Annotated in this window: 11 protein-coding genes; 4 read left to right on the forward strand and 7 right to left on the reverse strand. The window is 67.8% G+C overall.

Features of this window, described 5'->3' with window-relative positions:
- The first annotated feature begins 2 nt into the window (after positions 1-2).
- Positions 3-932 (forward strand): AEC family transporter, encoded by a 930-nt coding sequence (locus tag EIP85_RS04980; RefSeq protein WP_127901059.1) that lies wholly within the window; start codon positions 3-5, stop codon positions 930-932.
- Positions 933-1189: 257 nt separating this feature from the next.
- Here EIP85_RS04980 and EIP85_RS04985 read toward each other — a convergent pair whose 3' ends face one another.
- From EIP85_RS04985 to rsmI, 7 genes are all read right to left on the reverse strand, one after another.
- Positions 1190-2047, reverse strand: a complete 858-nt coding sequence (locus EIP85_RS04985; protein ID WP_127901060.1) for an ABC transporter permease — start codon at positions 2045-2047, stop codon at positions 1190-1192.
- Positions 2044-3306 carry an ABC transporter permease gene (locus EIP85_RS04990; RefSeq protein WP_241559892.1) on the reverse strand — a complete coding sequence of 421 codons (1263 nt, stop codon included), beginning with the start codon at positions 3304-3306 and terminating at the stop codon, positions 2044-2046. The genes EIP85_RS04985 and EIP85_RS04990 overlap by 4 nt, the downstream gene beginning before the upstream one ends.
- A 21-nt stretch (positions 3307-3327) precedes the next feature.
- Positions 3328-4518 carry an extracellular solute-binding protein gene (locus EIP85_RS04995; protein WP_127901062.1) on the reverse strand — a complete coding sequence of 397 codons (1191 nt, stop codon included), beginning with the start codon at positions 4516-4518 and terminating at the stop codon, positions 3328-3330.
- A gap of 77 nt (positions 4519-4595) precedes the next feature.
- Positions 4596-5699, reverse strand: coding sequence for an ABC transporter ATP-binding protein (locus EIP85_RS05000; RefSeq protein ID WP_127901063.1), 1104 nt, complete (start codon positions 5697-5699; stop codon positions 4596-4598).
- A gap of 345 nt (positions 5700-6044) precedes the next feature.
- On the reverse strand, positions 6045-6998 hold the full coding sequence (gshB, locus tag EIP85_RS05005; RefSeq protein ID WP_127901064.1) for a glutathione synthase: 954 nt from the start codon (positions 6996-6998) through the stop codon (positions 6045-6047).
- A 119-nt stretch (positions 6999-7117) separates the two neighbouring features.
- Entirely contained in the window at positions 7118-7570 is a 453-nt protein-coding gene (locus tag EIP85_RS05010) for a YraN family protein (protein ID WP_127901176.1), read from the reverse strand.
- Between the two features lie 128 nt (positions 7571-7698).
- Positions 7699-8559 (reverse strand): 16S rRNA (cytidine(1402)-2'-O)-methyltransferase, encoded by an 861-nt coding sequence (rsmI, locus tag EIP85_RS05015; RefSeq protein ID WP_127901065.1) that lies wholly within the window; start codon positions 8557-8559, stop codon positions 7699-7701.
- Positions 8560-8650: 91 nt separating this feature from the next.
- Here rsmI and EIP85_RS05020 point away from each other — a divergent pair, with 91 nt between their 5' ends.
- The 3 genes from EIP85_RS05020 to murJ are packed head-to-tail and all read left to right on the forward strand — an operon-like array spanning position 8651 to position 14153.
- Positions 8651-9811, forward strand: coding sequence for a penicillin-binding protein activator (locus tag EIP85_RS05020; protein WP_127901066.1), 1161 nt, complete (start codon positions 8651-8653; stop codon positions 9809-9811).
- Positions 9771-12596, forward strand: a complete 2826-nt coding sequence (locus tag EIP85_RS05025; protein WP_127901067.1) for a [protein-PII] uridylyltransferase — start codon at positions 9771-9773, stop codon at positions 12594-12596. Before EIP85_RS05020 ends, EIP85_RS05025 begins: the two co-directional genes overlap by 41 nt.
- Positions 12597-12614: 18 nt before the next feature.
- Entirely contained in the window at positions 12615-14153 is a 1539-nt protein-coding gene (gene murJ, locus EIP85_RS05030) for a murein biosynthesis integral membrane protein MurJ (protein WP_127901068.1), read from the forward strand.
- Positions 14154-14271: the final 118 nt, after the last annotated feature.

Consider the following 14271-nt stretch of genomic DNA (forward strand, 5'->3'; position numbering starts at 1 on the left):
GGATGGAAGCCCTGGTCGAGGTCATCCTGCCGATCTTCTTCGTCCTCGGCTTCGGCTATGTCGCGCGCTGGCGGCGGCTGCTCACCGACGACCACGTGGCAGGCCTGATGAAGTTCACCCAGGGCTTCGCCCTGCCCTGCCTGCTGTTCCGCGCCATCTCGACGCTGAACCTCGCGCAGGACTTCAATCCCTGGCTGCTGGCGAGCTTCTATACCGGCGCAGTGACCTGCTTCCTTGTCGCCTTCCTCGGTGCCCGCTACGCCTTCGGCCGGCCGCTGGAGGACAGCGTGGCCTTCGGCTTCGTCGGCCTCTTCTCCAACACGCTCCTGCTGGGCCTGCCGATCACCGAACGCGCCTATGGCACGGGCGCGCTGGCCGGGAACTACGCGATCATCGCCTTCCACGCGCCGTTCTGCTACGGCTTCGGGATCACTATAATGGAGGTCGCACGCCATCGCGGCGGCGGCTGGGGATCGACGCTGCGCCGGGTGGTCCTCGCCATGTTCCGCAACTCGCTGGTGCTGGGCATTGGCCTAGGCTTCCTGGTGAACCTCGGCCACATCCCCCTGCCCAAGGTCTTCACCGACGCGGTCGACCTGATGGTGCGCGCGGCACTGCCGGCGGCGCTGTTCGGGCTCGGCGCCACGCTCTTCCGTTACCGGCCGGACGGGGACTTCAGAATCATCGCCATGCTCTGCGCGATCTCGCTGGTTCTGCATCCGGCGATCACCTACGGACTCGGCACCGCCTTCCACCTTCCGAAGGCCGGCTTCCGCTCGGCGGTGCTGACGGCGGCCATGGCGCCCGGCGTCAACGCCTATCTCTTCGCCGACATGTACGGTGTCGGCAAGCGCGTGACCGCCTCGACTGTGCTGATCGCCACTGGCTCGCTCATCATCACCGCCTGGCTCTGGCTCACCATCCTGCCCTGAGGGCCCTGAGGACGGAGGAGGGTCAGCGCCTGTCCGCGGGTGGGCGCTGGCGGCAGATGAGATCTGTCCGTTTATGGTTTCATGGCCCCCTTCGCCGCGCCGAGAACAAAGCTCACCAGAAGCGCCCGCCTTTGGGGGCGGACGGGCGCTGGCCCGGCGGCACTGCGTGCCGCTGTTTCGGGCCGGGGCATGAGCTAATGAAAAGGCCCGGGCCGATCCCCCGGCCCGGGCCCAATTCCATCCGCCGCGGGGGCGGGTCAGACCTTGATGCCGCGCAGCTTCTCCGACCTGCGCCGGAACAGTTCCAGCCCGCCCAGCAGCACCACCGCCAGCAGCAGGATCAGCGTGGCCACGGCGAGGATCGTCGGGTCGATCGTATATCGCAGGTTCGTCCACATCTGCAGCGGCAGCGTCTTCTGCTGCGGCCCGGCGATGAACAGCACGATCACCACCTCGTCGAACGAGGTCATGAAGGCGAACAGCGCGCCCGAGATGATCCCCGGCAGCACCAGCGGCATCACCACCTTGAAGAACGACCGGCTGGGCGAGGCCCCGAGGCTCAGCGCCGCACGGTAGAACTGCGGGTCCAGCCCCTCCAGCGTCGCCGTCACCGTGATCACCACGAAGGGCGTGCCCAGGATGGTGTGGGCGATGACCACGCCCAGGTAGCTGTCGACGATATGCAGATAGGAGAAGTAGAAGAACAGCGCCGTCGCGGTGATGATCAGTGGCACGATCATCGGCAGCACCAGGACCGCCGTGATCGCAGAGCGGTACGGCATGTGCGGCCGCGTCAGCCCCAGCGAGGCCAGGGTGCCCAGCACCGTCGCGCAGATCGTGGCGATCGGCGCGATGATGAAGCTGTTCTTCAGCGCATGGGTCCAGGCCGGATCGGTGAAGAACTGCTTGTACCAGCTCAGCGAATAGCCCGACGGCTGCAGCTCCAGCATCTTCCGCGTGAAGGTGAAGTAGGGCGATGCGTTGAACGACAGCGGCACGATGACCACCAGCGGCACCACCAGGAAGAACAGCACCACCAGCCCGTAGAAGCGGAAGACGTAGAACCATCCGCGCTCGGCCGGGCTGAGGTATCCGGGAAGCTTTCTCCGCCTCATGCGATCGACACCTTCTTGTTGCCCGAGATGTAGCCGTAGAGCACGAACAGGATCATGGTCACCACGGTCAGGATGGTCCCCAGCGCGGCAGCCAGGCCCCAGTTCAGCGATTCCTGAACGTTGTAGGCGATCCGGTTGGAGATGAACTGGCCGTTCTGCCCGCCGACGAGTTCCGGCGTGATGTAGTAGCCGATCGACAGGATGAAGACGAGGAGCACACCAGCCCCCACGCCGGGCAGGGTCAGCGGCGCGAAGACCCGCCAGAACGCCCGCCAGGGATGCGCGCCCATCGAGACGGCGGCCCGGACATAGCTGTCGGGGATCGCCTTCATCACCGAATAGAGCGGCAGCACCATGAAGGGCAGCAGCACCTGCGTCATCACGACGACCGTGCCGAAGGCGTTGTTCATCAGCATAGGTCGCGCGTTATCCGACACGGCCCCGCTTCCGACCAGGATCGAGTTCACCACGCCATGCGACTGCAGCAGCACGATCCAGGCCGTGATCCGCACCAGAAGCGATGTCCAGAACGGCAGCAGCACGGCGATCATCATCAGGTTCGCCTTGGATTCCGGCAGCCGCGAGATCCAGTAGGCCAGCGGATACCCCAGCACCAGCGTCAGCACGGTGATCAGGATACTCATCCAGCCGGTACGCCAGAACAGTGGCAGATAGATCCGCTCGTAGCTCGGCACCCGCTCCAGCACGCCCTGCGCAGAATACTGCATGTCGATCGCGGCGATGTAGAAGTCCGCCGTGACGGGAGAGCTTTCACGCTTCAGCAGCGTCCAGATCGGCCGCTTGCCCCAGGCCCCGTCGATCTTCTCCAGCTCCGCCTTCCAGGACGCCGGCGCTTCCTTGACCCGTGCCGAACGGAAAGTGGTCTTGTTGATCAGCCCGAAGCTGCCGGGCATCTCCTCGTTCAGCCGCTTGGCGATCCGGCCGAAGGTATGGTTCTTGAAGGCCACGCCCAGGTCCGCTGCGACGGCGGCATAGGCATCCTCGGACGGCAGGTCCTTGCCGTTCCAATGCGACAGCGCGGCCACGGTCTTCGGCATGTAGGTGGGAACGGTCGTGTTCGCGACGCTCAACCAGATCATCCCGCAGAGCGGAATGAGAAACATCACGGTTATGAATAGCAAAAGCGGCAGCGTCAGCAGGAACGCGCCTCGGCGCTTCCGGCGTTCGGCACGGCGCAGGCTCGCTTTCAGGCCCGGGGTGCCGGCTTCGGCCGGCACCCCTTTGGCTGATGTTGTCACCTCAGCACACATGCGCTGACGTCAGCTCGCAAGCCAGGCGGCGAAGCGCTGGCTCAGCTGCGGGCCGTAGTTGGTCCAGAAGGATGCGCTCTTGGCGATCGAGTCCTTCAGGTGATCCGGCGATGTCGGCATGTACGGCATCATCTTGATCTTGTCGTTCTTGTAGTAGGTCAGATTGCCCATCTGCGCGAAGGACGACTTCCGCGCCGGCGAGTAGGCGATGTAGCGCGCTTGCTCGACAAGGCTCTTGGTCGAGGTCGAGAAGCGCAGGAAGTCCATCGCGGTCTTCAGCCGGTCGGCCGGCAGGCCCGCCGGAACGACCCAGCCGTCCCATTCGTAAAGACCGCCGTCCCAGACGAAGTCGAAGGGCTGGCCGTCGGCCGCGATCGCGTTGAAGATCCGCCCGTTATAGGCCGAGGCGATGGTCACGTCGCCCTGCGCCAGCATCTGCGGCGGCTGCGCGCCGGCACTCCACCACAGCGCATGCGGCTTCATCGTGTCGAGCTTCTTGAACGCCTGATCCACGCCGGCCGGGGTCGCCAGCACGTCATAGATCTTGTCCTTGGCCACGCCGTCGGCATAAAGCGCCCACTCCAGGTTGCCGGCCGGGATCTTCTCCAGCCCGCGCTTGCCCGGGAACTTCTCGAAGTCGTAGACGTCCTTGATCGTCTGCGGGCCGCCGTTCGGGAAGGCCTTCTTGTTGTAGCCGAACATGGTGTTGTACGAGATCGTCGAGACGTAGCCACCCGACTTGTCGTCACCGCCCGAAAGCGAGCCCCGGGTAAAGTCGTCCCAGGCGGGGGTGCCGTCGGGGGCGTTGTCAAGGTCCTTGTTCCAGACGATCTCCTGCAGCATGCCCTGCTGGTAGAGACGGTCGGCGTCGGCCTGCAGCATGTCGACGATGTCCCAGCTGATGTTGCCGCTCTGCTCTTGAGCGGTCAGCAGCGCCGGGCCGTTGCCGGACTTCTCGATGTTGTTGAAGTCGATGCCGGTCTTCTTGGTGTAGGGCTTCTCGTAAGCCTCGATCTGGCTCATCTGATAGGCGCCACCCCAGGAGGTGAGGTTCATCTTGGTGCCAGCGGCCATCGCGCGGCGGGCCCCCACCAGCGAACCGAGCGCCGAGAGAGAGACCAGGCCGGCGGTCGAGGCGCCGAGGGCGAGCAGGTCGCGCCGGGAAACCGGGACGCTCCCGTTTTCATCGTCCTTTTTCATGTTGCTAATCCTCCGTGTTAAGGGGCGTCTTCAGCGCCCGTTACGTACTCCGATATCCGGTCCCGGAGGGCCGGAGCTCAGAGCGGATCGAGCGCTCGCGCATCCTGCGGCGCCCAGCCGATCCGCACTTTCTCACCCGGCGCCAGGCGGCGCTGGTCGAGCGTGTTGCGGTTCTTGATCACGAAATCGTCCGTTCCGGCCACACGCAGCCGGGTACGGAAAATGTCGCCCATGTAGATGAATTCCAGCACTTCCGCCTCGATCGTATGCGCCCCTTCGGGCAGCATCTCGGCGCGGTACTCGACACGCTCCGGCCGGATCGAGACAAGCGTCTTCTCGCCCTTGCCGCCGACGTTGACCGGCGTCGCGTCGATGATCTCGCCGGTGGGCAGGCGCACCATGGCGCGGCCGTCGGCGATTTCCTCGACCGTACCGGCCAGCTTGTTGTTCTCGCCGATGAACTGGGCGACGAAGCTGTTCTCCGGCGCCTCGTAAAGCTCGGAGGGCGAGGCCAGCTGCTGGATCCGGCCATCGTTGAAGACGGCGATGCGGTCCGACATGGTCAGCGCCTCGCCCTGGTCGTGGGTGACGTAGACCACGGTGATGCCCAGCGCCTCGTGCAGCGCCTTGATCTCGAACTGCATGTGCTCGCGCAGCTGCTTGTCGAGCGCGCCGAGCGGTTCGTCCATCAGGACCAGCTTCGGCTCGAACACCAGCGCGCGGGCCAGCGCGATCCGCTGCTGCTGGCCGCCCGAAAGCTGCGCCGGGCGGCGGTTGCCGAAGGCGCCCATCTGGACCATGTCGAGCGCGCGCTTGATCTTGCCCTCGCGCTCCGACTTGCCCATGCCGCGCACTTCGAGCGGGAAGGAGAGGTTCTCCGCCACCGTCATGTGCGGGAACAGCGCGTAGTTCTGGAAGACCATGCCGATGCCGCGCTTGTGCGGCGGCACGGCGTTGATCGGGCTCCCCTCGAGCCGGATGTCGCCATGGGTGGCGGTCTCGAAACCGGCCAGCATCATCAGGCAGGTGGTCTTGCCGGAGCCCGACGGCCCCAGCATGGTCAGGAACTCGCCCTTGCCGATCGAGAGGTTCAGATCCTTCACGACGAGGCTTTCCCCGTCGTAACTCTTCTGCACGCGATCGAATTCGACGAATCCGCTACCTTTGGATGGTGCGTCCACGTTATCTCCCCGTCTTCTTCGCTCCACGGTCAGGCCGCAGTTGTTGAGCAAGAGTAAATCGGAACGCTTTCAGAATTGCAACCGACTTGTCAGTGTGGGCGCTGCAACACTTTGATTGAACGATACTTTACCAATTTTGTCGGAGTGCTTGGAATTCCGTCGCTCTGAGACGCGCCTGCCCCCGAATTGACCACTGCCCGCACGCGCGCGGCACCGCTCGGCCCGCGCCGAGCGGACAGGCGCGCGCGGCGGGTGCCCCGGGCGGCGCGGGACGCGCCTCCGGCCGGGCGCCCTGCCGGGTCCCGTCCGGCCCCGGTCCCGGGCCGATTCGCGCGTATTGGGGTCTCAGCCCGCCGCAGCGCGCCGCTTGGCTTCGATCACCTGCCAGATGCGCTCGGCAGCGTTCACCCCGTCGAACCGCTCCAGCTCCTGGATGCCGGTGGGGGAGGTCACGTTGATCTCTGTCAGGTAGTCGCCGATCACGTCGATGCCGACGAAGACCTGGCCCTTCTCCTTCAGGACCGGGCCGATGGCGGCGCAGATCTCGCGGTCCCTCGCGGTCAGGCCGACCGGCTCCGGCCGCCCGCCGACGTGCATGTTCGAGCGGGTCTCGCCCGCCTGCGGCACCCGGTTGATCGCGCCCACCGGCTCGCCGTCGACGAGGATGACGCGCTTGTCGCCCTTGGCGACGTCGGGCAGGAATTTCTGCGCGATCAGCGGCTCGCGGCTGAAGGAGGTGAAGAGTTCGTGCAGCGACGACAGGTTGCGGTCGTTCGGATCGAGCCGGAACACCCCGGCGCCGCCGTTGCCGTAGAGCGGCTTGAGGATGATGTCGCCATGCTCGGCCTTGAAGGCCCGGATCGAGGCGAGATCGCGCGCGATCAAGGTCGGCGGGATCAGCTCGGGGAATTGCAGAACCAGCAGTTTTTCGGGCGAATTCCGGACCCAGAACGGGTCGTTCACCACCAGCACCTTCGGGTGGATCATGTCCAGCAGATGCGTCGTGGTGATGTAGAACATGTCGAAGGGCGGATCCTGGCGCAGCCAGACGACATCGAACTCCGCCAGGTCCAGCTCGGTCTCCGGCCCGTAGCTCACATGATCGCCCTTGACCGCGCGCAGTTCCACCGGCCGGCCCCGCGCCATCACCCGCCCCTCACGGAACGAAAGCTGCTCGGGCGGGTAATAGAACAGCTCATGCCCCCGCGCCTGGGCCTCCAGCGCGACGCGGAACGTGCTGTCCGCATCGATGTTCACGGCCCCGATCGGGTCCATCTGCAAGGCGACTTTGAGGCCCATCCGCTTCTCCCGTGCTAAGAAGCCCTAGATGGCGCAGCCACAAGGCGGATGCAATCGCCGATCAGGGCACGCCAGCCCCTCGGCCCGATCACCCCGCCGCCCCCGGCGCCGGCCCGGCTTCAGGCGGCGCAGGCGCAGTCCTCGAAGGCATTCTCGAGGATCCGGATCCGGCCGGCACCGTCGACCAGCGCCACGTCAAAGCGCGCCTCGGTTGCCTGTCCGCGCGGCTCTCCGGCGAGGAACTCCGCCGCCGCAGCGGAAATCCGGCCCATCTGCTGCGCCGACAGCCGTTCGGCGGCGACCTCGAAGCTCCGCGCCTGCTTCACCTCGATGAAAATGACGGCTTCGCCTTCGCGCGCGATCAGGTCGACCTCGCCGCCCTGGCCCCGCCAGCGCCGCGCCGCGACCGGATGCCCGGACCGCTCGTAATGCCGCGCTGCAGCCTCCTCGGCCGAAAGCCCCGAAAGATAGGCCCGCGCCCCGCGCCGCCGCCGCGCCCGGAGCGCGCCGGTCTCTGCGACATCCCTGCTGCCCCCGAACCAGGGCGCCGCCGCCTTCGCCAGGCCCGCCATCACCGGTCCCGTCAACGCCGGTCCCGCCACCGTAGGCCCCACGTTCGCCGAACCCGCCATCACCGAACCCGCCATCGCAACCTCCCGCGCTTCAAACACACCGCAGCGGCCCCTCATGGCCCTCCGCGTCACTCCGCCTCGCCGAGCTTCAGCGCGGCCTGGTAGACCTCCCGCCGGGGCAGGCCCAGCGCCGCGGCGACCTCGGCCGCCGCATCCTTCACCGAGGCCCGGCCGAGCGCCTCGCGCAGCGCGGCCTCCAGCGCGCCCGCCTCGGGCACCACCTCTCCCGCGCGGTCAACGACCAGCACGATCTCGCCCTTGACGTCGCGCGCGGCGAAGGCTTCGGCCAGTTCCGCCAGCGTCCCGCGAGAGACCTCCTCGAACCGCTTGGTCAGCTCCCGGCACACGGCCGCCTGACGCAAAGCCCCCAGAGACTCGCACAGTTCGATTAATGTTCGGCTAATGCGCTTGGGCGATTCGTAGATCACCAGCGTCGCCGGCACTGCGGCGAGCTCCGCCCAGAACCGTTTGCGGGCGCCTGCGGCGGCGGGCGGGAAGCCGGCAAACAGGAAACGGTCGGTCGGCAGGCCGGAGACGGTGAGCGCCGCAAGCACCGCCGAGGGGCCGGGGGCGGAGATCACCTTGTGGCCCGCCCCGATCGCGGCGCGCGCGAGCTGGTAGCCGGGATCGGCGACCAGCGGCGTGCCGGCCTCGGAGGCATAGGCGACCGAGCGGCCCTCCTCCAGGGCGCGCAGGATCCGCGGCCGCATCGCGGCGCCGTTGTGGTCGTGATAGGCCAGGAGAGGCCGCCCGCCCAGCGCCACGCCATGTATCTCCATCAGGTGACGGAGGCTGCGGGTGTCCTCCGCCGCCAGCACCTCGGCCTGGCCCAGGATGTCCAGCGTGCGCAGCGTGATGTCGCGCGCCGCCCCGATCGGGGTCGCGACGAAATAGAGCCCCGGGCCCAGCCTCGCCTCAGCTCCGGCCATCCCCCCGCCCCCCCGGCACAAGTTGCCAATGCAGAATGAAACGCATAGGCTCCGCCTACACGCATGCCTTTCCGGGAGCGAGGATTTTTTCATGTTGCCGATTCTGTCACGCGCGCGCCTCACGGCGGCCCGCGCCCTCGCTTTGGCCGGTCTCCTTGCCCTCGCAGGCTGCGGCGCAGCCCCGATCAGCGGCGGCTCTGGCGGCACGGTGAACGTGGCGCTGCTGGTGCCCTCGGGCTCGCCACGCTCGGGCGACGACCTCCTGGCCCAGAACCTCGAAAACGCCGCCCGGCTCGCGATCTCGGATCTCGACGGGGTGAAGGTGAACCTCAAGGTCTATTCCACCCAGGGCAACGCGCAGACCGCCTCGCAGGTCGCCTCGCAAGCGGTGAACGAGGGGGCGCAGGTGATCCTCGGCCCGGTCTTCGCCGCCTCCGCCAAGGCGGCGGGCGCCGCCGTCGCGGGCCGCGGCGTCAACGTGCTCGCCTTCTCGAACACGCCCGCGGTCGCCGGCGGCAACGTCTTCATCCTCGGCCAGACCTTCGCCGACACCGCACGGCGGCTGGTCAGCTATGCCGTCTCGCAGGGCAAGGGCTCCATCGCCGTGGTCCACAGCCAGAATGCCGAGGGTATGCTGGGCAACGCCGCCGCCACCGCCGCGATCCAGTCCTCCGGCGCGACGCTGGCGACCGACGCGACCTACCCGTTCTCGCAGCAGGGCATCGTCCAGGCGATCCCCGACATCGCCAAGCAGGTGACCTCCTCGGGTGCCCAGGCGGTGATCTTCACTGCCAACACGGCCGGCGCCCTGCCGCTGACCACCCAGCTGATGAGCGAGAACGGCGTCGACCCGGCAGTGACCCAGTACATCGGCCTCACCCGCTGGGACATCCCGTCGACCACGCTGGCGCTGCCCGGGGTCCAGCATGGCTGGTTCGCGCTGCCCGACCCGGCGCTCGCGCAGCAGTTCTCCGCCCGCTACAACACCGCCTACGGCACCAACCCGCTGCCGATCGCCAGCCTCGCCTATGACGGCATCGCCGCCATCGGCGCGCTGGTGAAACGCGGCGGCCCCGCACCGCTGAGCGCCTCCTCCCTCACCCAGCCCTCCGGCTTCGTGGGCGTCGACGGCATCTTCCGCTTCCGGGCCGACGGCACGACCGAGAGGGGCCTGGCGATCGCCCAGATCCTCGACAAGCAGGTATCCGTGATTGACCCCGCCCCGACAAGCTTCGGCGGCGCCGGCTTCTGAGCCGCCGCCCCAACCCGACCTTCCCGCAGCCCCCCCGGGCGGCCTGATCTGCCCGGACGAGGCGATCTTCGACGCCTCCGCCGTGGAGATGGCGCTTGCCGACGCCATGGCAGCGGTGCCGGACGCCCGTGAACGCCGCTCAGCCGCGGTGGAGGTTCTGGCCGAGGCCCGCCGCCGCGGCAATGCCGCGCTGGAGGCCGCCTTCACCGCCCGCCCCCATGCCGCGCGCGAGCTGGTGGCAAGCCAGGCCTTCCTGACCGACGGCCTCGTCAACGCCGTCTTCCGCACCGCGACCGAGGCGCTGCACCCGCTGGCGCTGCCGACCGAGGCCGAGCGCATCGCGCTGGTCGCCGTCGGCGGCTACGGCCGGGCCGAGATGGCGCCGTTCTCGGACGTGGACCTTCTCTTCCTCACCCCGTGGAAGACCACCGCCTGGGCCGAGAGCGTGGTCGAATCCATGCTCTACATGCTCTGGGACCTGCGGCTGAAGGTGGGCCACGCCACCCGGACTGTAGCCGATTGCATCCGGCTGGGGCGCAAGGACATCACCATCCGCACCGCGCTTCTGGAGCATCGCTACCTCGCCGGGGATGCCGCGCTGGCCGCCGAGCTCAAGGAAAAGCTCTGGAGCGATCTGTTCCGCGGCACCGAGGCCGAATTCATCGAGGCCAAGCTCGTCGAGCGTGTCGAGCGCCACAAGCGCCAGGGCGGCCAGCGCTACGTGCTGGAACCCAACGTGAAGGAGGCGAAGGGCGGCCTTCGCGACCTGCAGACCCTCTACTGGATCGCGAAATACATCCACCGGGTCGAGAAGGCGGAAGAGCTCGTCGCCCTCGGCGTCTTCTCCCGCGACGAATACGAGGCCTTCCGCGCGGCGGAGACCTTCCTCTGGGCCGCGCGCTGCCACCTCCATTACATCACAGGCCGCGCCACCGACCAGCTCGCCTTCGACCTGCAGGTCGAGGTGGCAGAACGCATGGGCTATGCCGATACCGCCGGCCGCCGCGGGGTCGAGAAGTTCATGCAGGACTACTTCCGCCACGCCACGACCGTCGGGGAGCTGACGCGGATCTTCCTCACCGCGCTTGAGGCGCAGCACGTCAAGAAGGAACCGGCGCTGACCCGGCTCCTGCGCCGGCGCACCAAGCTTCACGACGGCATGGTGATCGCGCAGAACCGGATCACCGTGGCCGATCCCAAGGCCTTCCTCGCCGACAACCTGAACCTGCTGCGGATCTTCGAGGAGGGCCTGCGCACCGGCCACTACTTCCACCCCGACGCGATGCGCCTCATCGCCGCCCATCTCGACATGATCGACGACGAGGTCCGCGAAAGCCCCGAGGCGAACCGCATCTTCCTCGACCTGCTCTTGAAGCACGGCAACCCGGAACGCGCGCTCCGCCTGATGAACGAGCTGGGCGTTCTCGGCGCCTTCATCCCCGAATTCGGGCGCGTCGTGGCGATGATGCAGTTCAACGTCTACCACCATTACACGGTGGACGAGCACACGATCCAATGCATCTCCGTCCTCGCCCAGATCGAGCGCGGAGAGCTGGTCGAGGCGCTGCCGATCTCCTCCTCGATCCTGAAGGAGGGCATCAACCGCCGGGTCCTCTATGTCGCGCTGCTGCTCCATGACCTCGGCAAGGGCCGGCCGGAGGATCACTCCGTCATCGGCGCCCGGATCGCCCGCAGGCTCGCGCCCCGTTTCGGGCTGAGCGCGGAGGACAGCGAGACGGTCGAATGGCTCGTCCGCTATCACCTGCTGATGTCCGATATGGCGCAGAAGCGCGACATCTCCGACCCCCGCACGGTGCGGGACTTCGCCAAGCTGGTGAAGACCCGCAAGCGGCTGGACCTCCTGACCGTGCTGACGGTCTGCGACATCCGCGGCGTCGGCCCGAACACCTGGAACAACTGGAAGGCCATGCTGCTGCGCCAGCTCCACCGCGACACGGCGACGGCGCTGGAGACGGGGCTTGAGGACATCAACCGCGAGCGCCGCGAGGCCGAGGCCAAGCGCCACCTCCGCGCCACGCTCTCCGACTGGGACAAGGCCGAGCTCAGGGCCGAGACCGCGCGCCATTACGGCCCCTACTGGCAGGGCCTCTCGGCCGAGACCCATGCCGTCTTCGCCGGCCTCCTGCGCGGCCTCGCCGATGACGAGATCCGCGTCGACCTGCACCCCGACACCGATCACGACGCGACCCGCGCCTGCTTCGCGCTGGTCGACCACCCGGGCATCTTCTCGCGGCTTGCCGGGGCGCTCGCGCTGGTCGGCGCCAACGTGGTGGACGCACGCACCTATACCTCCAAGGACGGCTACGCCACGGCCGTCTTCTGGATCCAGGACGGCGAGGGCCACCCCTACGAGGCCTCCCGCCTGCCCCGCCTAAAGCAGATGATCGGCAAGACACTGAAGGGAGAGGTCGTCGCCCGCGACGCGCTGGCCGACCGCGACCGCGACAAGCTGAAGAAGCGCGAGCGGCGGTTCAACTTCCCGACCTCGATCAGCTTCAACAACGAGGGCTCCGACATCTACACAATCATCGAGGTCGACACCCGCGACCGCCCGGGCCTGCTTTACGATCTGACCCGGACGCTGGCGAACGCGAATATCTACATCGCCTCGGCGCTGATCGCGACCTATGGCGCGCAGGTCGTCGACAGCTTCTATGTAAAGGACATGTTCGGCCTGAAGCTCCACGCCAAGGGCAAGCAGGAGGCGCTGGAGAAGAAGCTGCGCCAGGCAATCGAGGCCGGTGCCCAGCGGGCGCAGGGCTAGGGCGGCGGAGGGGCGCGCATGAAACCGATCCGCCTCGTCCGCGGCTTCCTGACCGTCGGCTCCTGGACGCTGCTGTCGCGCGTGGTGGGCTTCGCCCGTGACGTGCTGATCGCCGCCTATCTCGGCTCGGGGCCGGTGGCGCAGGCGTTCCTGATCGCCTTCTCGCTGCCCAACACCTTCCGTCGCTTCTTCGCCGAGGGCGCCTTCAACACCGCCTTCGTGCCGCTCTTCTCGAAGAAGCTGGAGGCCGGGGAGGACGCGAAGGGCTTCGCCGAGGATGCGCTCTCCGGCCTCGCCTTCACGGTGCTGGCGACCTCGGTCGTGTCGATCGTCGCCATGCCGGTCCTGGTCTATGCCATGGCCTCCGGCTTCGCGGGCGACGAGCGCTTCGGCCTCGCGGTCAGCTTCGGGCGGATCACCTTCCCCTATATCCTCTTCATGTCAGCCGCGGCGCTCTTTTCGGGCGTGCTGAACGCCGCCGGACGCTTCATCGCGGCGGCGGCGGCGCCGGTTATCCTGAACGTGGTCTTTGTGGGCGCGATGCTGGTGGCGCATCACCTCGGCTGGCGGATGGGGCTGACGCTGGCCTGGGCGACGCCGATCACCGGCTTTCTGCAGATGTCGCTGGTCTGGATCGCCTGCGCCCGGATGGGCTATCCCCTCCGCATCCGCCGCCCCCGGCTGACGCCGGAGATGCGGCGTCTGGTGCGCATTGCCTTTCCCGCCGTGATGGCGGCGGGCGTGGTGCAGGTGAACCTGCTCGTCGGCCGCCAGGTGGGGTCCTTCTTCGACGGCGCGATCGCCTGGCTCTCCTACGCCGACCGGCTCTACCAGCTGCCGCTCGGCGTCGTCGGCATCGCCATCGGCGTGGTCCTGCTGCCCGACATCTCGCGCCGGCTGAAGGCGAACGACACGGTCGGCGGCCGCTACGCCTATAACCGCGCCACCGAGTTCTCGCTTCTGCTCACGCTGCCCGCCGCGGTGGCGTTGATGGTGATCCCGGTCCCGCTGATCTCGGTCCTGTTCCAGCGCGGGGCCTTCTCGCACACCGACACGATGAACACCGCGCTGACGCTCGCCGTCTACGGAGCGGGGCTGCCGGCCTTCGTGCTGCAGAAGGTGCTGCAACCCCTCTATTTCGCGCGCGAGGATACGCGCACGCCCTTCCGCTACGCGCTTCACGCGATGGCGGTGAACGCGGGCGTGGCGATCCTGCTCGCCCCCGTCATCGGCTTCATCGCGGCGGCCCTCGGCACAACGCTCGCCGGCTGGACGATGACGACGCAGCTCTGGTGGGGCAAGCACCACATGGGCGAGGCCGCGACCTTCGACGAGCGCCTGAAGAACCGCGTCCCCCGGCTCCTGCTCTCCGCGGTGCTGATGGGCGTGGTCCTCTGGTTCGCCGCACGGGCGCTCGGCCCGATGCTCCACGAACCCCTCCAGCGCTACGCCGCCCTAGCCCTGCTCGTGCTGATCGGCGGCGCAAGCTACGCGCTCGCCGCGGTTCTGACCGGAGGCGTGCGCCTGAAGGACCTCAAGTCCTCGCTGGGCAGGTAGCCCCAGGCCCGAAACAGCCGGCGTAGCCGGCCGGGCCAGCGCCCGCCCTGCGCTTTCAGCGCGCACCGGGCGAAACCGAGCCTGGCTCAGCTTCCAAGTGTAGGGTGCGCATTCATCG

This window comes from Solirhodobacter olei, from assembly GCF_004010155.1.
Taxonomy (GTDB): domain Bacteria; phylum Pseudomonadota; class Alphaproteobacteria; order Rhodobacterales; family Rhodobacteraceae; genus Solirhodobacter; species Solirhodobacter olei.